Source organism: Halosegnis longus (genome assembly GCF_009663395.1).
GTDB lineage: Archaea > Halobacteriota > Halobacteria > Halobacteriales > Haloarculaceae > Halosegnis > Halosegnis longus.
This window is the reverse complement of the sequence record NZ_QKNW01000001.1, coordinates 2291071-2309742: the sequence shown is the minus strand read 5'-3', so window position 1 is coordinate 2309742 and position 18672 is coordinate 2291071. Positions and strand designations below refer to the sequence as shown.

Below are 18672 nucleotides of genomic sequence, written 5' to 3'. Positions count from 1 at the left end.
CGTTCCGACTCGAATAAAGCCGCGTCAGACGCGCGGCATACCACCCGCGGACGACTCAGGCGCGAACGACGTAGCCGTCCTCCTCCTTGACGAGTTCGGCCGGCTCGCGCACGGAGACGATACTCCCCGTCGGCTGTGGCGTGCGCTCGTGGTCGGCCTCGACGCCGGCGAGGTGTCCGACGAGCTTCGCGCGCGGCGGGGCCTGACTCGCGCCGCAGTCGTAGATGGTGAGCAGCTCCCCGCCGTCGTCGGCCTCGTAGACGACGATGTGGGCGTGGCGCGCCAGCTGCCACCGGTCGTCGCCGGTCGAGGCGAGTTTGTTCATACCGCCTCTCGCGGGACGAGCCACAAAACGCCGCCGGTCACTCGTCGAAGTCGCCGAAGGTGGTCTGCCCGCGCCCCTGTCGGTCGCGCGTGTGTCGACGCGGTCGCCGTCGCTCCGAGCCGCCGGACTGCTCACCGTCCGAGTCCCAACTGTCGAGCGAGGATTGGTCGGCCTCGGCGAAGTCCAGATTGGAGACGCGCACCCCGAGCTTCCGGACTCGGTCGTCGCTGAACTCCCCCAACAGGTCGAGGGCGATTTCCTCCACGAGCGCGGGGTCGTCCACGGGCCCGGAGAGCGACCGGGCGCGCGTGTTCACGTCGAACGGTGGCCGGACCACCTTCACGCCGATCGTCTTGTAGAGTGCCCCCTTCGCGCTCGCGCGCTCGGTTACGTCCGTCGCCAGCCGCGCGGCAATCTCGCGTTTCGTCGTGTCGTCGTCCGTGACGGACAGCGCCTTCTCCGAGGAGATGGACTTGGGTTTCCCGACGGGTTCGACCTCGCGGCGGTCGATGCCGCGGGCGTGGCGGTGAATCTGGCGACCCCGCGAGCCGAACGTCGATTCGAGGGCGTCGGGGTCGGCGCTCGCGAGCTCCGCGGCCGTCTCGATACCCATCTCGGCGAGCCGGTCGGCCGTCACCGGTCCGACGCCGTGTAGCTCTTCCACCGGCCTGTCGGCGAGGAACCCCCGAACCTCGTCCGGCGGAACGACGACCAGCCCGTCGGGCTTGTCGGCGTCGGAGGCGACCTTCGCGGCCGACATGTTCGGGGCGACGCCGACGCTCGCCGTCACGCCGACCTCGTCCTCGATAGCAGTCCGGAGATCGGCGGCGAACGCGCGTGCGCCCTCCCAGCCGACGGCCGACACGTCGAGATACGCCTCGTCGATGGACACCGACCGGATGACGCCCTCCGGGTCGGCGTCGGCGACTGCCCGCTCGATGACCTCGTCGACGGATTCACTCACGGATTTGTAGTAGTCCATATCGACGGAGCGGTAGAAGCCGGCCTCGCTCACGTCGAGGTCGTCGTCGCGGGCAGCGAGACGCTTGCGCGGTAGCCGCTCTAACGCCTCGGAGATGGGCATCGCGCTCTCGACGCCGAACGCGCGCGCCTCGTAGGAGGCCGTCGCGACCGCGCCGATGTCCTCGCCCGCCTCGTACCCCATCCCGACGACGAGCGGTTCTCCCGCGAGCGCGGGTTCGCGCAGTCGCTCACACGCCGCGTAAAAACAGTCCATGTCGACGTGACACACCACCCGGTCGCCCGACTGGTCGTCGTCGCCGCGAACCGGGAGGGTTCCGCCCGCCATTAGCGCCGTCTCGGTGCCTCGCGAACTTAAGCGTCTGTGACCCGTCCGCCCGTCCCGGTTAGCACAGATGGTCGACACGGGTTTACCTGTCTGTCACATATATGAACTATGACCGACAGAATCGATGTGTTACACGTCGATGACGACCCTTCTATTCTCGACCTTACCACGGCGTATCTCGACCGCGAACTCGACGCCGTCGACGTGGCGAGCGTCACTGACCCGGAGACGGCGCTCGACCGGCTCGCCGAGGAGACGTTCGACTGCGTCATCAGCGACTACGACATGCCCGAGATGACCGGGCTGGACTTTTTCGAGCGTCTGCGCGCGGACGACTCCGCGATTCCGTTCATCCTCTACACCGGGAAAGGGAGTGAGGAAATCGCGAGCCAGGCGCTCAACGCCGGCGTCACGGGTTACTTCCAGAAAGGCGGACCCGAGCAGCTGCGGCGACTCGCGAACCGGGTCGAACAGGCCGTCGAAGACGCACGGACCCGCGTCATCGCCGAGCGGTACTCGACGGTCATCGAGGCGCTCAACTACCCGGTGTACGTCGTCGACGAGACGGGCGTGTTCCAGTTCGTGAACGAGCCGTTCGCGGAGCTGACGGGGTACGACCGCGAGGAGATTATCGGTAGCACGCCGGGCTTCATCAAGGACGATGCCGCGGTCGCAGAGGCCGAGGAGCGACTCGGCCAGATTCTCTCCTCGGAGGGTCCGGACGCGCAGCGGTTCCCGGTCGACATCCAGCCGAAGGAGGGTGAGCCGATACCGTGTCGCGACCACATGGCCGCGCTCCCGTACGACGGCGAGGAGTTCGAGGGGAGCGTCGGCATCCTCCGTGACGTGTCCGACGAGCGCAGACGGGAGCGGGAACTGGAGATGAAGACGCGCGCGCTGGATGAAGCTCCCGTCGGTATCACCGTCACCGACCCCCAGCAGGATGACAACCCGATGGTGTACGTCAACGACCGGTTCGTCGAGATGACGGGCTACGACCGGAGCGACTCCATCGGCGTCAACTGCCGGTTCCTGCAGGGGCCGGACACCGACCCGCAAGCAGTCGAGACGCTTCGGAGGGCACTCGACGCCGACGAGCCGGCGAGCGTGGAGATGCTGAACTACCGGAAGGACGGCACCGAGTTCTGGAACCGTGTCAGCATCGCTCCCATCCGGGCGGCCGACGGCAGCGTCACCCACTGGGTCGGCTTCCAGCGCGACATCACGGAGTTCAAAGAGCGAGAGGTCGCGCTCGAACGCCAGAACGAGCGGCTCGAATCCTTCGCCGGCATCGTGAGCCACGACCTCCGGAACCCGCTCAACGTCGCACAGGCGCGTGCGCAGTTCCTCCAAGAGGACATCGGCGACAACGAGGACCTCGACGCCCTCCAGACCGCGCTCGACCGCATCGAGAGCATCGTCGAACAGACGCTCACGCTCGCGCGGGAAGGCGAAACCGTTGGCGAGGTGGCGTCGGTCGCGCTCCCGGAGTTAGTCACGGATAGCTGGGAGACGGTCGACACCGCCGACGCGACGCTGTCCGTCGAGACGGACCAGACGATTCCGGCGGACCCCGCACGGCTCCGGAGCCTCTTCGAGAACCTCATCCGCAACGCCGTCGAACACGGGGGACCGGACGTGACCGTCCGCGTCGGCGACCTCGACGACGGCTTCTACGTCGAGGACGACGGCGAGGGAATCCCCGAAGCCGTGCGCGGTGACTTGTTCCCCCCGGGCAAGACCAGCACGCAGAACAACACCGGGTTCGGGTTGGCTATCGTGGAGAGTATCGCGACCGCCCACGGGTGGCAGGTCGAGGCGACGGAGGCTGAGTCGGGCGGTGCACGCTTCGAGTTCACCGGCATCGAACGGCTGACGCCTCCCGCTCCCGCCCCGCAGTAGTCTACCCCCGTATCACGTCGATATCCAGTCTGTCGAGGTTCGCCCCGATTGCCTGACACAGCCCGCCGTCGCCGTAGCAGGCCACTGCGACCGCGCCGTCGATTGGATGCGACTCCAACTGTGACCGCGCCTCGAAGTGGCGACCGTAACCGTCCGACCCCCAGCCGACCGCGGAGTCGAACGCCTTCTCGCGGAAGTCGACGCCGTAGTTCACCCGCGACTTGGTGTCGAGCGTCTCGATGCGGTCGGCGATGCTCGATAGCTCCGGCGCGAGCGCGAGCAACAGGTCCGTCACCACCGACGGCCGGTCGTCGAGCACGGGAGCGTACGCGCCCGGAATTCGATTGAGACTCCCGTCGTCGGTGAGGTCGTAGCCGAGAAAGCGAGCCATCGGCTCGGCGTAGCCGTGGGCGAGCGCGACCGGTTCGATGCCGGCACCGAGCGTCGGTCGCCGACCGAACGTGAGCGTCGCGACGAGTCGACTCACGGCCGGGCTTCGAGCGACGGCCGCTAAACGCTTGGGAGCCGAACCCGTTCGCCCGAACAGCGTTCAGTGACGCGAGCTAACGACTGGTATGTCGCTTCCCATCGTAAAAGAGCGGTACGGAGCCGACGAGCTCGAACAGTCGCTGCGCGACGTTGGCGTACTGGGCGACGACCTGAGCGAGGAGCGCTACGACCTCCGGCTCAACGTCGCCCAAGAGCTGTACTTTCGGGGCCTGGTTCACGGCCGCGCGGACGTCGAGAAAATCGAGTCCGTGCGCGCGGCGTTCGGTTACTGACCCCGCGCCGGAAGCTCTTTTCGCCCGACTCGCCTATCGGCGTCCGTGAGCGATGAGCCCCTGAAACTGTTGTCGCTGTCGGCGCGAGCCGCGCGTGCCCTCGACGGGTCTGCCCTCGCCGACGCGGTCGCGTACGCCGACCCCGACGGCGTCTGGCTCCCCGACTCGACGCCGGAGGCGCGCGCGTACGCGACCGTCCGCGACGCCGTCTCGGTTCCCGTCGTCCACCCGCAGTTGGGGAGAGACGGCGACTCGGTCGTCCGCCACGCCCGCGTGGACGGTGAACTCACCGCGGTCGGTCCGGATGCCACGCCTGACTTCGACGTGCTCACGGTCCAATCTTCGGCCGTTCTCGACGACCTCGCGGCGGCCGTCGAGACGGGCGAACGCCGGCCAGCCGGCGAGCGCACGCTCCTCGTCGTTCCCGGACTCGGCGTCGAGACGGACGCGACGAGTCTGGCCGCGACCCTCACCGCCGGCGAGGAGCTGGCGCGAGTGCAGCGCGCGGCCGAGACGCCGATGACCGTCCTCGCCGGCGAACTCCCCGCTGGCTACCACCACGACTGGACGCTGGAGGAAACGACGGTTCCGGTGTACGGCTGTGGCCCACCGCCGGGTCACGGCGAGACGCCGACGTTCGCCGCGCTCCGGTGTGTCCCGGCCGGCAGCGTGGCCGCGACGCCGATGCGGACCTCGCAGTTCGGGCTCCGCGCGCTCGCCGGTATCGGCGCGACGACGGCGACACGGCTCCGCGACCGCGGGCTGGAGTCGCGGACCGACGTGCGCGAGACGCCCGTTCGCGACCTCGTGGACGTGTCGGGCGTCTCGCGGGCGAACGCCGAGCGGATGCACGCCCACGCCGAGGTGCTCGCGACGGGTGACCCGCTCCGCCTGACGAACGAGACGCTCCCCGTCACGCGGGACGACCGGCCGCCCGTCTGTCTCGACATCGAGACGGACGGGCTGTCGCCGACGATCATCTGGCAGATCGGCGTCTACGACCCTCACGACGACAGCTACCAGTCGTTCGTCGAACGGGAGAATCCCGACGACCCCGGCACCATCATCGAGGCGTTTCTGGACTGGTTTCTCGCGACCCACGCCGACCGGACCGTCCTCACCTGGAACGGCTACCGGTTCGACTACCCCGAACTGGAGCGGTTCATCGAGAAGTACGCCCCCCACTACGCCGAGGCGTGGGACGACGTGTGGACTTACGACCTCTACAAGTGGGCCGTGCGCGACGAGAACGCGCTCCTGCCGGGCCGGACGAACAAGCTTGACGACGTGGCCGCGGCCCTCGGCTTCGAGGGGGCCGACACCGGCCTGTCGGGGGCACAGACCGCCGCCGCCTACCAGCGGTTCATGCGCACCGGCGACCCCTCGACCGTTGCGTGGGAGCGCCACGAGCGCTACTGCGAGGACGACTGTCGCGCGCTGTGGCACGTCTACGCCGCGATTCGCGACGCCGGCCGCCGCGCGACGACGGACGCGGCGACCGACTCCGGCGGCACGCAGGCCGGGCTCGGTGACTTCTGACGGCGAACGATTGATAGCCGGCTCGCACGTCCTCTCCGTATGACCGACGCGCCACGCACGACCGGCCGCGGCCTGGTGGACTCGTTTCCCCGCGTGAGTCTCACCGCCGACACCGAGCGCGTGACGATTCGCGAACTTCCGGCCCGCGAGGGGAGCCACGTTCCCGCCGCGGACGCGCTTCGCCCGCGGCTCGCGCGCGCCCTCCCGTACGACCCCTACTCGCATCAGGCGGCGGCGCTCGATGCCCTCTCGGAGGGAGAGAACGTCACCGTCGCCACCTCCACCTCGTCGGGGAAGACCGCCGTCTACGGCCTCCAGATTGCGCGGAACCTCCTCGACGCCGGCGTGCTCAACCCCGACGGGACGCGCGCAAGCGAGGGAAACGACGCCTCCACCGCGCTGGCGCTGTACCCGATGAAGGCACTCACGAAAGACCAGAAGCGCAATCTCGATGAGCTGTACGAGACGCTCGGCCTCGATATCCGGGTGCGCATCTACGACGGTGACACGCCCAAGGCCGACCGCCGGGCCATCCGCGAGGAGGCGGACGTGGTGTTGACGAACTTTCAGGCCATCAGCGTGTACCTCGGTCACCACGACAAGTGGAGCCGGCTGTTCAGCGCCCTCGAACTGATCGCCATCGACGAGTCCCACACCCACACCGGAGTGCAGGGGATGCACGCGGCGTGGATTCTCCGACGACTTCGCCGCGTCGTCGCCTACTGGGGCGGCGACCCGCAGTACACCCTCACCTCCGCGACGGTCGGCAACCCCGGTGAACACTCGGCGCACCTCGTCGGCGAGGACGTGACCGTCGTCGACGAGGACGGCTCTCCCCGAGGGGCACGCGACCTCGTGCTCTGGAACCCGCCGCCGCGGAACAAACAGGGTCCCAACGAGTCGCGAGGGGATATTCCCGCGGAGACCACGTCTGCGTCGCTGCCCGGGGGAGCCGACGACGAGGAAGGGGACGAGCCCGCCCCGGAGCGCGTCCCCGCATCCATCGAGGCACCGCGCGTCTTCGCCCACCTCACGGCCAGCCAGATTCAGACGCTCCTCTTTTGCCCGAGCCGGAAGCTGACCGAACTCGCCGTCGAGCGCGTCAACGAGTTTTACACCGAGAACACCGCGAGCTACGACGCCCGGCCGCGCGTCGAACCGTACAACGCGGGGATGGGGAAACGGACGCGTCACGCCCGCGAGACGGAGTTCAAATCCGGGACGCTCACCGGGTTGGCGACCACCTCGGCGCTCGAACTCGGCATCGACATCGGGGGGCTGGACGCGGCCGTCCTCTTGGGGTATCCGGGCCAGCGTCAGTCCTTCTGGCAGCGCATCGGTCGTGCAGGCCGGGGTACCAGCCGCTCGCTCGCGGTCATGGTCGCGGACCACCGCACCCTCGACCAGTACGTCATCGCGAACCCGGACTACCTGCTCGAATCCGACGTGGAGGACGCTGTCGTCGACACCGACAACAACGCCGTCTTCGTCCAACACCTCCGGTGTGCGGCCGAGGAGTTGGCCCTGACCGACGAGGACGCTGGGCGTTTCGCGGAGCGCGACCGGCTGGAGCGGGCCGTCGAGATGCTGCGCCGCGCGGGCGAGCTTGAGGGGTATCTCGACGCGGCGGTCCACTACGTCGGCTCCCCGCGCCCGCAGGCCGACGTGAGCATCTACGGCACCGGCGACGACGAGTACCACGTCCGACTCGCGGAGGACGCGAACCCACACGAGTGGGGGTTGTCGGACGACCTCGACATCGAGCCGGTGGCGAAGTCGCGGGCGTTCCGCGACTACCACGAGGGCGCGGTCCGACTCCACGACGGCCAGCAGTTCGAGGTGACACGCGTCGTGGACGACCACCCCCAACCGTTCGTGGAACTCACCCCCGTCGACGTGGACTACTACACGCAGACCCGGACGACGGTGAACGTCGTCGACGCCGACAGCGAGCGCAGCCGCGAGGTGAACGGCTACACCCTCCACTACGGGACGGGAACCGTCCTCGTCGAACACGGGAGCTACGACGAGGTCCACGTCGGCAACGGCGAAACCCTCGCCCAGAACATCCCGACCGGTCGCCCGCCGGTGGAGATGCAGACCCAGCTCTGCTGGCTGGAGGTCCCCGACCGCATCGAGACGGCGCTCGTCCACAAGTACCGCGAGTACGGCGTCGAGACCGGGATGGACGGCGACCACCCGCCGCAGTTGGGCTACGTCGCCGGCCTCCACGCCGCCGAGCACGCGATGATAAAGACCGCGCCGCTGGAGCTGCTGGTCGACAAGAACGACCTCGGGGGGCTCTCGACGCATGTGCTCGATACTCACATCGCGCGCGAGGACGAACCGACGCGCACGGACACCATCGCCGCGACGGAACGCGTCATCGAACAACGGACGCGGGCGCTCGACGGCGACGTGTCCTCGGGGTGGTTCATCTACGACGGCGTGGAGGGTGGACTCGGCTTCTCGCGGGCGATTTACGAGCAGTTCGAGGCGCTGGCCGAACGCGCCCGCGACTCCCTGCGCGACTGCGGCTGTGGACGCCCGAACGGCTGTCCGGCCTGCACCTTCGACCGCAACTGCGGCAACGACAACAAGCCGCTCCTGCGTGGCTCCGCCGTCGACGTGTTCGACCATCTGCTCGGGGAGGGTGACTCCCTCGACGCGCACCTGCCCGACGACGAGTACGGCGGCGAGCGGCGACCGTCGATTTTCTACTCCTGAGACGGCGGTCCGGTACCTGACTCGCGGGGACCCGCTCCGTGGGCGCTGCGCCCGACTTCGCCAGCCCGGCCGACGATCTTGAGACGACGGACACGCGGTGACGCACTGTCCGAGCGACTACTCTGGTCGTTTTCATCGCGCACCGGCTCTGCGACTGAGCGGTGACGAGTGACGACAGCCACACAGGAGTCCTGTAGTGGCAAGTCGGCCCCACAGTTCGGTCTGCACGCAGCTTGAGGGTCACTCGAAGCGCGTCAGGTCGGTCTGTCGGGGGCTGTCACGCGGCGTGTCGCCGTCGCGGTCGCGCTCGCGGTCCCCGTGCTCGTCGGCGATGCGTTTCGCACCCGGTACGCCGCCGGAAAGCGAGACGCGCCGTGCAATCTCCTCGTCGCCGAGTCGGGCCGCGGCCTCGGGTTTGACCGCGTCGTACCGCTGCCAGAACTCCTCTTTCGCTGATTCGTACTCCACCAGCGGATACGGATACGTCTCCCCGATTTTCACGCCACACGACTCCTGCACGTGGATTGGGGTGCGTTCCGGCCGGGGGAAGTGGTCGGCGGGCAGGTCGGCGAGTTCGGGCACCCAGCGGCGAATCCACTTCCCGTCGGGGTCGTGGTCGCGCACCTGCTTGCGCGGATTGTAGAAGCGGAGCGTCGGCTTCCCGACGAGCCCGCACTGGGACTGCCACTGCGTATAGTTGATGGCCGGATCCGAGTCGATGAGGTGGTGGTGATACCAGTCGGCGCCGGGTTTCCACGGCTGCTGGAGGATGTGGAAGTAGACGGAGACGCACATCGCGCGCATCCGGAAGTTCAGCCACCCTGTCTCGGCGAGACACCGCATCGCCGCGTCGACCATCGGATACCCCGTCTTTCCCTCCTTCCACGCCGTGACGAACTCGGGGTCGTAGCGGTCGGCGTTGAACCCCGCGAGTACCGGATTGGCGGCCTCGTCCAGCCAGCCGGGCCAGTCTTCGAGCTTCTGTTTGTAGTGGCGGTTCCAGTAGAGTCGAGAGGTGAACATCTCGCGGGCGCGGTCTGCGGTGGCGTTCGTAGCGACGTGTTGGTACACCTCGCGCACGGAGAGACAGCCGAAGCGGAGATACGGGGAGAGACCGCTCGTCCCTTCACGCGCTGCGAGGGGGGCGGAGATGCTCTCCGGATACGACTCGATGCGGTCGGTGAACGAACGCAGCGTCTCGACGCCGGCTTCTCGGCCCCCGGTCGGGACGCGCGTCTTCGTCGGGTCGATTCCGTACGCGTCCTCGATAGCATCGGGCGCGAGCTCCGCGGGGACGTGGTCTAACTCGACGCCGTCGGGGTCCCAGGTCAGCGTCTCGTCGGTGAACCACGACTCGACGTGGTCGGCCCAGCCGTCGCGCGTCTCGTCGGTCCCGCGCACGAGTCCGTCACCGGAGACGAACAACACGTCGGCGGCCTCGCGGGCGCGCTCGTCGCGGTCGCGGCCGTATCGGCCGGTCGGGCCGCGCGCGGCGAACACGTCCCAGCCCGCGTCGTGGAACCGGGACAACACCTCGACGGGGTCGCCGTGGGCGAACGAAAGCCCCGTCTCGTCTGCGGTCGCGTGTCGGTACTGCTCGTCGAGGTCGGCGAGCGACTCGTGGAGGAAGCGGAGTCGGTCGTCACAGGCAAGTCCGCTGTCGGCGTAAAACTGCGGGTCGAAGACGAACAGCGGCAAGAGTACGTCGGCGTTGCGGGCCGCGGCGGTGAGTGCGGGATGGTCCGCAGTCCGGAGTTCGTCGCGGTGCCAGACGACGACCCCCGTCTCCTCGTCCGGCACGGACGGAATGTGTGGCGCAAGCGGCATCGTGTCGAGCGGAGGGTCGCCGCCATCGGTCATACCACGTTGAGGGACCAGCGAGACAAAAACACCCCAGCAACGGGGTCGCGAAGGCCAACAGTTATTGGGCTAATCGACGGTGTTTCGGCTAGTCGTGTTCGGACTCGTCGCCGCGGTGTTCGTCTTCGCCACGCTCGCGGCGGGAGTCGGGACTATCGGTCTCGTCTGGTATCTCGACCGCCACCGCGGCAGCGCCGGCGCAAACTGGTTCATCGCCACGCTCACCGCGCAGGTCCTCGTCACGCTCTCGTATGCCGTCGCGATGCTCGTCTCACAGCCGACGGCGCGCGCGTATCTCGAGGCGCTCACGTGGACCGGACTCGCGTGGATGGGACCGCTGTTCATGGGGTTCGCGCTCGAGTACACCGGCCGCGAGCGGTTCGTCCACACCTACGGGTTCGGGCTGATTCTCCTCGTCCCGACCGTGACGACGGCGCTCGCGCTCACGCACCCGTATCACGGTCTGCTCTGGCAGGGGTTCGAACTCCTCTCCCCGTTCGGGCTGTCGGGGGCGCTGTACACCATCCAGCCGTGGGGGTATCTCGCCGTCGCCGTCACCTTCGCCGCGGCCGCCGTCGGCGTGCTCCTGCTCGTGGAGACGACGCTCGCGTACGGAACGCTCTACCGGCGAGAGGCGGCCGCCATCGCGTTGAGTACCGTTTTCCCGGCCATCGGTATCGTCACGTGGGTGCTCCGCATCGGGCCGTATCCCGAGTTGAATCTGACGCCCGCCCTCCTGTTACCACATTCGATACTCGACGCGTACGCCTTCGTCGGCACCCACATGTTCGAGACGAATCCGACCACACAGCGGGCCGCAGAGCGCAGCGCGCTCGACGACCTCGAAGACCCGCTGTTCGCGGTCGACACCGAACAACAGGTCGTCAACCTCAACGACCGCGCCGAGACGCTGTTCGGCGTCACCGACGACGACCTGCTTCCGGTCCCGGTCGAGACGCTGGTCGGGACCTCTCTCGACGTGATGCGCGAAGTGGGCGAAATCACCGTCGGGGGTCCCGACAGCCGCATCTTCGCCGTCTCCTACACCGAGCTGACGGACACCCACGACACCGTCGTCGGCGGGTTGGTCGTCCTCTACGACGTGACGGCGGAACGCCAGCAGAAACAGCAGCTCACGGTACTCAACCGCGTGCTCCGACACAACATGCGCAACGAGATGACCGTCATCAAGGGCCACGCGAACCTCATCCGCGATGAAATCGACGACGAGCGGCTCGAACTCCCCGCCGAGGCCATCATCGACTCCAGCGAGAGTCTCCTCTCCATCGCCGAGAAGGCACAGGACTTCGACCGACTCAGACGGCGTGACCCCCAGGTCGTCGAGGTCGACGCGGTCGACCTCCTCGCCGACATTCGAGCGGAGCTCCTCGACGGGTTCCCCGACGCGACCATCGACCTCGACGTACGCGAGGACACACAGATTCAGACCGACCCCGGGCTGCTCACCGTCGCGCTCTCGAATCTCGTCGAGAACGCGCTCGACCACGGCGACGAATCGTACGCGTCGGTCAGTATCTCACAGACGCAAGACGGCCGCGCGGAGTGTGTCGTCGCCGACCGAAACGACCGCATCAACGAGGCCGAGCTCGCCCCCATTCGCGCCGGTGACGAGACGCAGCTAGAACACGGCAGCAGCATCGGTCTCTGGATCGTGACCTGGAGTGTCACCGCGATGAACGCCGACATCGACTTCGACTACGACGACGGCAACGTCGTCACGATTACGCTTCCCGACCAGAGATAGGCGGCCGGCTCACGCGAAGTCGACGCCCGTTATCTCGAAGCGCGCACCGCCGTCGGTCCCGTCGGTCACCGTGATATCCCAGCCGTGGCCGCTGACAATCTGTTCGACGATGCTCAGCCCGAAGCCGGTCCCGCTCGGGTCCGTCGAGTAGCCGGCGTCGAATATCTCGCCGCGAATCTCGGCGGGAACGCCCGGGCCGTCGTCCTCGACGTAGAACCCAACGTCGAGGTCACCGATGGTGACTGTCACGTCGTCGCCGGCGTGGTCGAGGGCGTTCCGCATCAGGTTCTCCAGTAGCTGCTGGAGTCGGCTCCGGTCGGCTGATATCGACCGGTCGGTCTGCAGGTCGAGCGTCGCGTCCGCGGTGGAGACGTTGGCCCAACACCCGCTCGCGAGCCCGCGGAGGTCGACGGCTTCGACGTCGCTCACGCGGCTCCCCTGGCGGGCGAGCGTGAGCAGGTCGTCGATGAGCGCGCTCATCCGCTCGTTGGCTCGCTCGACCGCGTCGAGGTGGTCCAACTCGCCGGTCTCTCGTGCCAGTTCGACCCGCCCGACTGCGACGTTCAGGGGGTTGCGAAGGTCGTGTGAGACGATGCTGGCGAACTCGTCGAGCCGTTCGTTCTGCTCCGATAGCTCCTGCTCGCGGTCCCGGAGCCGCTCCAGTTGCTCGATCTGTTCCAGCGCGGTGACGATGCTTCCCGCGAGCAGCCGCCCGAGCGCGAGGTCCGCCTCGTCGAAAGTGTCCGGCGTCGGCGAGCCAGCGATGAGGATGCCGTACTCGCCCAGCGGGAGATACAGTTCGCTGCGAATCGGGCTGTCGGGGTTGTAGATGTCCGGGTCGTCGTGGATATCGTCAATCGCGACCGCCTCGCCCGTCTCGTACACACGCCAGGTGATGCTGTCTCCCTCTGTGAACGCCGGGGGGTCACCGATGAGCGTGTATACCGACTCGGTTCCTGCAGCCGGAACGAGAGCGGTCCCGTCGGCGTTGACGAGGTGAATCGCGTTCGCGTTCAACCCCAGTACCTCCTGTGCGGCCGTGACACCGATTTCCGCGACCGCCTCGCGGCTCTCTGCGTTGATTAGCTCCTGGGCCGTCCGGTTGAGCGCCTCCAGGCGGTTTTCTCGCCGCCGCTGTGCGGTCGCGTCACGGTAGGTCCACAGGTGGCCGTTCCCGTCCGGCAGCTCCACGGGTTCGTGAGTCCGGACGAACGTACGACCGTCCGCGAGTTCCACTTCCTCGCCGTCGACCGGGATATCCTCTCCCACGATCTCGTTGACGCGTTCGAGGAAGCCGTCGGGGTCGGCGAACTGCTCGCTGAGTTCGCTGGCGACCCGCTCACAGTCGTCGCCGACGAGGTCGTCCGCGGCCTCGGGGATATCAAACAGCTCCAGCAGGTGGTCGTTTGCCGCCAGAATCTCACGCGACTCGTCTTCGGCGAGCACGCCGATTGGCAGCGTCTCCAACAGCTTCGAGAGCACCGCGTTCGTCCACTCCAGCTCCTGTCTGTACTCGCTTTCCTCGGTGATATCGCGGATGATGCCGACGAACAGCCGTTCGCCGCCCTGGACGACCTCGCCGAACGTGACCGAAAGCGGAACCCGTGACCCGTCTCTGTGTTGCCCTTCGACCTCGATGTCGTTCCACGCTCGGGTCTGTTCGCCCGTCTGCAGATACCGCGTGAACATCGCCTCGTGGCGCGTTGCGGTGTCGTCGTTCATCAGCGTCGTCACCGGCTCGCCGATGAGCTCCGACGGCTCGTAGCCGAACATCTCTTCTACCGCCGCGTTCGCCGACTGCACGCGATTCGACTCGTCGACGGTGATAATCGCGTTGTTCGCGGCGTGGATGAGCGCCCGGTGTTGTTCTAGCTCTCTCTGTCGTGTCTGTCGCTCGGTGATGTCCTGAAACTGTGAGAATATCGTGACGACGTTGCCGTCGTCGTCGGTCACGAGACGGTTGTGCCACTCGCAGATAATCGACTCACCGTCGGCCCGGACGTTCTCGTTGATGCTGTGAAAGCCGCCGTCGCCCGACTGGAGCTGTTCGACGATATCGCCGACCTCGTCTCGCTCCGCGTCGGCGACGATTGTCTCCCAGGACGTTCCGGCGAGTTCGCCCTCCTCGTAGCCGAGAATCTCCCTGCCGGAATCGTTGACGCGCGCGATTTCGAACGACTCCGACCACTCGATGATGCCGAGTGGCGACTCCTCGAAGAGCAGCGAGAGCCGCTGGCGACTGGATTCGAGCGCCCGGGTCGACCGGTACTGTTCGACGGCGTTGTGAATCCGGTTCGCCAAGACCGTGTACTGGCTCGTCCCACGCTCTTTTTGCAGATAATCGGTCACGCCGGCGGAGATCGCCTCGCTCGCAACCTCTTCTGACCCCTTGCCCGTGTACAGAATGAACGGAAGGTCCGGATACGTCTCGCGGACCCGTTCCAGGAACTCGATGCCGTTCATCTCGGGCATGTCGTAGTCGGAGACGATACAGTCTATCTCCCTGGCTGTCAACAACTCGCGTCCCTCCTCGGGCGTCGCCGCAGTGTGTACCGATATCGCGTCCTCGTCGCGCTCGAGATAGACGGACACCAGCTCCGCGAACGCGGCGTCGTCTTCCACGTGGAGAACGTGAATTGGTTGGTCGCTGACACCCATCGGTACAGTTCAAATGTTGGTACTGACTTGCTCCTACTTAACAGATACTGCAAACTGCTCGAAAATCCTGACACCACAGACAAAGTTCCACTAACACGTCGGCTGGATTCTCTCGTGCGACCGTACTTGCTGGCGCTGGGGGCTGTCCCAATGAGGACCGTGCTACCCTCCCCAGTGAGACTAGGCCGGGCATCAACAATATGACGACGATTTCGCCTGGTGGTTAACGCTCACATCAGGTACAAAAGCGTGACACGAACGGCTCTCGATGCGTTTGCGTTCGTTTAAGCTGAGTATGGGGCCGGAGGGATTTGAACCCCCGATCGACTGATATCTCCGGTGTGCGCCTCGGTCCTCCAGAGGGTCGTCATCGCGAGCGATGATCAGTCGGTCGCTCGGTATATCAGTCTGGAGTCTCGTCACCGGGCGCGTGGCCTCTGGAGTCAGTCGCCATGCCTGGCTTGGCCACAGCCCCTCGCCAATTCGTACACGGATTCGCTGTAAAGGGGTTTCGATTCGGGGGACGACTATACCCCTCGGGACCGAACGGCCGGGTATGACCGACCACACCGTCCGGGTGCTCGATGACGGCGACGCGACGGAGCTCACGGCGGCCGATGGCCAGAATCTGCGCGAACTCCTGCTCGATGCAGGGTTCGAGGTGTACGCGCCGGCCGCGAAGGTAGCCAACTGCGGCGGGCGCGGTCTCTGTGCGACCTGTGGTGTGCGCGTTCACACCGCCGACGACACCGAGCCGGCGGCCGACCACTGGCACGACAGGCTGGCGGCACGCTACGGCTATCCTCGGCTCTCGTGTCAGCTGTCGGTGACGGAGCCGCTGACCGTCGAACTCATCGAGAAGCGGTACTGGGGACAGCTGTTGCCGCGGTAGCTACTCTTCGATGTCCGACCACGGACACTCCTGGCACTTGTAGCCGGTGTGGAAGCTCGTCACGCTGGGCATGTAGCCGACGGCGAGGACGCTCTCGCCGCAGTCCGGGCAGTCGAAGTCCGCGTCTTCGATTCCCTCGGCGTCCATGACGGAGTCGCCCTCGATGCGTTCGGCGAGCTTCTTCGGCGTGACCATCCGGCCCTCGACGACGCGGTTGTCTGCCATACCTAACGGTGCGGCCGGCGCGTCAAAGCGTTGTCGTCAGAGCCACGGGGCCTGCTCGTTCGCGCCGGGGTCGGCCGGCGGCTCCTCCGTCTCGTCGGTGTTCTCGTCGTCCACCGGCATCGAATCGACCGCGCCCTGTGGGTCGAGCGAGAGCAGGGAGGTCACCGCGAGCACGGCGAGGGCAAGCGGCACGTTCGCCTCGATGAGTCCGAGGATGGACAGCGGGAGCACGCCGAGCGCGACCGCGCTGCCGAAGCGGAACCGGTCGATGTCGACGTTCCCACGGAGCCACGGGCCGAACAGGGCAGCGCCGAGCGCGAACGTCACGCCCGCACCGGCCGCGGCCATCCCGCGGAGCACGACCTCCGGGTTCGCGCTGAAGGCCAACTCGAAGCTGTTGGGCTGGAAAGAGGCGACTAATCCGAGTCCGACGATGACGCCCGGCGAGGGGAGATACTCCCCGACCGTCGCGGACGCCGTCTTGGCGGCGATAGCGAGGATGACGAGCGCGGCGAACCGCTCGAACGTCGGGATATCGAGCATGTTCGCAATCGTCGGGGCGAGTGCAGCCTCGACGCCGGCAACGACCACGAGTGGAACCCCGACGAGCAGAATCGACTGAATCTGTTCGCGGCGGGTCCCTTCCATCTCGGCGAGCACGACGGCGAGCGTCGCCGAGCCGCCGAAGACGAGCAGTCCGACCTCGATGATACCGAGGGTGGTGGAGAGCGCGCCAGCGAGGACGAGCGCCGGGAAGATGCCGTCGACGAGCGGGAGACACATCACCGTCGCGAGCAGGCGCGTCCCCTTCCCTACCTGTTGCTCGAGCCGAACCGCGACAGGATGTTTCGAGACGCTCATTCAGGGGCGATGGCGATACCCCGTCGCCGATGGGTGGTCTGCGTCGTGATAACCCGGCATGAGACCGAGCCAATCGAACGCGAACCGGGCCGCTGTTCCAAACGTGCGCTTTGTGTTCGTCGTGTCGATGGAGTTCTCACTCATTCCGGCAACACGAGCCACGTTGGAACATGCGGCGTCCATACGCGAATGTACGCGCTATGTCACATAAGTATTGTGCAGAAATTGCCGTTTGTTGAATGTGGACCGTTCACAGAGTGGAATCGTCCGATTTGTGCGATGTGTTCACACACCTCGACTGTCGTATCTCTCGGAATCCTTTTCCGGCGAGGCTGCGCACCGTTTACATGGCGGACGACAACAGATTCTCACAGAAGCTCGACGTACCAGAGGCGCTGACGTTCGACGACGTGCTCCTTCGACCCAAGGAGTCGCGCGTAGAGCCAGACGCGGCCGACACCAGCACCCGCGTCTCCCGCAACGTCGAACTGAACGTTCCCGTGCTCTCGGCGGCGATGGACACCGTCAGCGAGGCCCCCCTCGCGACGGAGATGGCCAGACAGGGCGGGCTCGGCGTCATCCACCGCAACATGAGCGTCGAGGAGACCGCCGAGGAGGTCACCGAGGTCAAGCGCGCGGACGAACTCATCATCCGTGACGTGGTCACCGCGTCGCCGGAGATGACCGTCGAGGAGGTCGACCAGCTGATGGGCCGGTCGGGCGTCTCGGGGGCACCGGTCGTCGACGAGGACAACGAGGTGCTCGGCATCATCTCCGGCACCGACATTCGCCCGTACATCGGCATCGCCGAGGACGATACCGTCCGGGAGGCGATGACCGACGAGGTCATCACGGCGACGGAGGGTATCGAGGCGCGGGAGGCGCTCGAACTGATGTACGAACACAAGATCGAGCGCATCCCGATTGTCGACGACGAGAACCGGCTCACCGGACTCGTCACGATGAAGGGGATTCTCTCCCGGCGCGAGTACGACGACGCCGCCCGCGACGAGGACGGCAAGCTCCGCGTCGGCGTCGCCGTCGGCCCGTTCGAGACGGACCGCGCGACCGCCGCCGACGAGGCCGGAGCCGACATCATCTTCATCGACTGTGCACACGCTCACAACCTCAACGTCCTCGACGCCGCCCGCGACATCAAGGCGGAAGTCGCGGCCGACGTGGTCGTCGGCAACATCGGGACGCGCGAGGCCGCCGAGGCCGCCGTCGACTTCGCGGACGGGCTGAAGGTCGGCATCGGTCCCGGCTCCATCTGTACGACTCGCGTCGTCTCCGGGGCGGGGATGCCACAGATTACGGCCGTCGCCGAGGTCGCAGACGTGGCCACCCGCGAGGACGTGCCCGTCATCGCCGACGGTGGAATTCGCTACTCCGGTGACGCCATCAAGGCAATCGCCGCGGGCGCGGACGCGGTCATGCTCGGCTCCTACTTCGCCGGCACCGACGAAGCGCCGGGTCGCGTCATCACGATGCAGGGCAAGAAGTACAAGCAGTACCGCGGTATGGGCAGCGTCGGCGCAATGTCCGAGGGCGGCGGCGACCGCTATCTGAAGGACGCCGACGAGGACGAGGAGTTCGTCCCCGAAGGCGTCGAAGCCGCAACCCCGTACAAGGGGTCGCTCGAATCCGAGCTTCACCAGCTCGTCGGCGGGATGCGCTCGGGGATGGGCTACGTCGGCGCGGAGACGATTCCCGGCTTCAAGCAGCGCGCCGAGTTCGTCCGCGTCTCCTCGGCCGGCCAGACGGAAGGCCACCCCCATGACGTGATGATTACCGACGAGGCACCGAACTACTCCCCGCAGGAGTAGC

15 protein-coding genes and 1 tRNA gene are annotated in these 18672 nt (G+C 66.9%); 7 read left to right on the top strand and 9 right to left on the bottom strand.

Going from position 1 to position 18672, the window contains the following annotated elements:
- Nucleotides 1-55: 55 nt before the first annotated feature.
- Both DM818_RS12490 and dinB read right to left on the bottom strand, forming a co-directional pair.
- Nucleotides 56-325, bottom strand: a complete 270-nt coding sequence (locus tag DM818_RS12490) for a hypothetical protein (protein WP_123124078.1) — start codon at nt 323-325, stop codon at nt 56-58.
- A 37-nt stretch (nt 326-362) separates the two neighbouring features.
- Nucleotides 363-1634, bottom strand: coding sequence for a DNA polymerase IV (gene dinB, locus DM818_RS12485; protein WP_153952652.1), 1272 nt, complete (start codon nt 1632-1634; stop codon nt 363-365).
- A gap of 108 nt (nt 1635-1742) precedes the next feature.
- Here dinB and DM818_RS12480 point away from each other — a divergent pair, with 108 nt between their 5' ends.
- A complete protein-coding gene (locus tag DM818_RS12480) occupies nt 1743-3536 on the top strand; it encodes a PAS domain-containing protein (RefSeq protein ID WP_153952651.1) in 1794 nt (597 codons plus the stop codon).
- Between the two features lies 1 nt (nt 3537).
- Here DM818_RS12480 and DM818_RS12475 read toward each other — a convergent pair whose 3' ends face one another.
- Complete coding sequence (locus tag DM818_RS12475) at nt 3538-4023, bottom strand: hypothetical protein (protein ID WP_153952650.1); 486 nt, start codon at nt 4021-4023, stop codon at nt 3538-3540.
- A gap of 88 nt (nt 4024-4111) precedes the next feature.
- Between DM818_RS12475 and DM818_RS12470 the strand changes: the two genes are divergently transcribed.
- Genes DM818_RS12470 through DM818_RS12460 form a run of 3 tightly spaced genes read left to right on the top strand, consistent with a single transcriptional unit; the run spans nt 4112 to nt 8584 of the window.
- Nucleotides 4112-4318 (top strand): hypothetical protein, encoded by a 207-nt coding sequence (locus tag DM818_RS12470; RefSeq protein ID WP_075936411.1) that lies wholly within the window; start codon nt 4112-4114, stop codon nt 4316-4318.
- Between the two features lie 45 nt (nt 4319-4363).
- On the top strand, nt 4364-5857 hold the full coding sequence (locus DM818_RS12465; protein ID WP_075936412.1) for a ribonuclease H-like domain-containing protein: 1494 nt from the start codon (nt 4364-4366) through the stop codon (nt 5855-5857).
- Nucleotides 5858-5896: 39 nt separating this feature from the next.
- The gene (locus DM818_RS12460) at nt 5897-8584 is read left to right on the top strand and encodes a DEAD/DEAH box helicase (RefSeq protein ID WP_153952649.1); all 2688 of its coding nucleotides are present in this window, start codon (nt 5897-5899) and stop codon (nt 8582-8584) included.
- A gap of 240 nt (nt 8585-8824) precedes the next feature.
- Here DM818_RS12460 and DM818_RS12455 read toward each other — a convergent pair whose 3' ends face one another.
- Entirely contained in the window at nt 8825-10444 is a 1620-nt protein-coding gene (locus DM818_RS12455) for an FAD-binding domain-containing protein (protein ID WP_123124085.1), read from the bottom strand.
- A gap of 94 nt (nt 10445-10538) precedes the next feature.
- Between DM818_RS12455 and DM818_RS12450 the strand changes: the two genes are divergently transcribed.
- Nucleotides 10539-12209: a sensor histidine kinase gene (locus tag DM818_RS12450; protein WP_158601429.1), complete on the top strand. Its 1671-nt coding sequence runs from the start codon at nt 10539-10541 to the stop codon at nt 12207-12209.
- A gap of 9 nt (nt 12210-12218) precedes the next feature.
- Here the strand turns inward: DM818_RS12450 and DM818_RS12445 are convergent, their stop codons facing one another.
- The gene (locus DM818_RS12445) at nt 12219-14831 is read right to left on the bottom strand and encodes a PAS domain S-box protein (protein WP_197738617.1); all 2613 of its coding nucleotides are present in this window, start codon (nt 14829-14831) and stop codon (nt 12219-12221) included.
- 332 nt (nt 14832-15163) lie between these two features.
- Nucleotides 15164-15342, bottom strand: a tRNA-Trp gene (locus tag DM818_RS12440).
- Between the two features lie 81 nt (nt 15343-15423).
- Here DM818_RS12440 and DM818_RS12435 point away from each other — a divergent pair.
- Complete coding sequence (locus DM818_RS12435; protein ID WP_153952647.1) at nt 15424-15759, top strand: 2Fe-2S iron-sulfur cluster-binding protein; 336 nt, start codon at nt 15424-15426, stop codon at nt 15757-15759.
- Here the strand turns inward: DM818_RS12435 and DM818_RS12430 are convergent, their stop codons facing one another.
- Genes DM818_RS12430 through DM818_RS12420 form a run of 3 tightly spaced genes read right to left on the bottom strand, consistent with a single transcriptional unit; the run spans nt 15760 to nt 17028 of the window.
- The gene (locus DM818_RS12430) at nt 15760-15984 is read right to left on the bottom strand and encodes a DUF5795 family protein (RefSeq protein WP_075936418.1); all 225 of its coding nucleotides are present in this window, start codon (nt 15982-15984) and stop codon (nt 15760-15762) included.
- A gap of 36 nt (nt 15985-16020) precedes the next feature.
- A complete protein-coding gene (locus DM818_RS12425; RefSeq protein ID WP_153952645.1) occupies nt 16021-16845 on the bottom strand; it encodes a DUF5794 domain-containing protein in 825 nt (274 codons plus the stop codon).
- Nucleotides 16846-17028: a hypothetical protein gene (locus DM818_RS12420; protein WP_153952643.1), complete on the bottom strand. Its 183-nt coding sequence runs from the start codon at nt 17026-17028 to the stop codon at nt 16846-16848.
- Nucleotides 17029-17192: 164 nt separating this feature from the next.
- Between DM818_RS12420 and guaB the strand changes: the two genes are divergently transcribed.
- On the top strand, nt 17193-18671 hold the full coding sequence (guaB, locus tag DM818_RS12415; protein WP_075936421.1) for an IMP dehydrogenase: 1479 nt from the start codon (nt 17193-17195) through the stop codon (nt 18669-18671).
- Nucleotide 18672 lies beyond the last annotated feature (1 nt).

Coding starts and splice junctions, on each gene's coding strand:
- dinB (WP_153952652.1), bottom strand. CDS start 1,634: ATGGCGGGCGGAACCCTCCCGGTTCGCGGCGACGACGACCAGTCGGGC.
- DM818_RS12460 (WP_153952649.1), top strand. CDS start 5,897: ATGACCGACGCGCCACGCACGACCGGCCGCGGCCTGGTGGACTCGTTT.
- DM818_RS12455 (WP_123124085.1), bottom strand. CDS start 10,444: ATGACCGATGGCGGCGACCCTCCGCTCGACACGATGCCGCTTGCGCCA.
- DM818_RS12420 (WP_153952643.1), bottom strand. CDS start 17,028: ATGGACGCCGCATGTTCCAACGTGGCTCGTGTTGCCGGAATGAGTGAG.
- DM818_RS12430 (WP_075936418.1), bottom strand. CDS start 15,984: ATGGCAGACAACCGCGTCGTCGAGGGCCGGATGGTCACGCCGAAGAAG.
- DM818_RS12470 (WP_075936411.1), top strand. CDS start 4,112: ATGTCGCTTCCCATCGTAAAAGAGCGGTACGGAGCCGACGAGCTCGAA.
- guaB (WP_075936421.1), top strand. CDS start 17,193: ATGGCGGACGACAACAGATTCTCACAGAAGCTCGACGTACCAGAGGCG.
- DM818_RS12425 (WP_153952645.1), bottom strand. CDS start 16,845: ATGAGCGTCTCGAAACATCCTGTCGCGGTTCGGCTCGAGCAACAGGTA.
- DM818_RS12490 (WP_123124078.1), bottom strand. CDS start 325: ATGAACAAACTCGCCTCGACCGGCGACGACCGGTGGCAGCTGGCGCGC.
- DM818_RS12480 (WP_153952651.1), top strand. CDS start 1,743: ATGACCGACAGAATCGATGTGTTACACGTCGATGACGACCCTTCTATT.
- DM818_RS12435 (WP_153952647.1), top strand. CDS start 15,424: ATGACCGACCACACCGTCCGGGTGCTCGATGACGGCGACGCGACGGAG.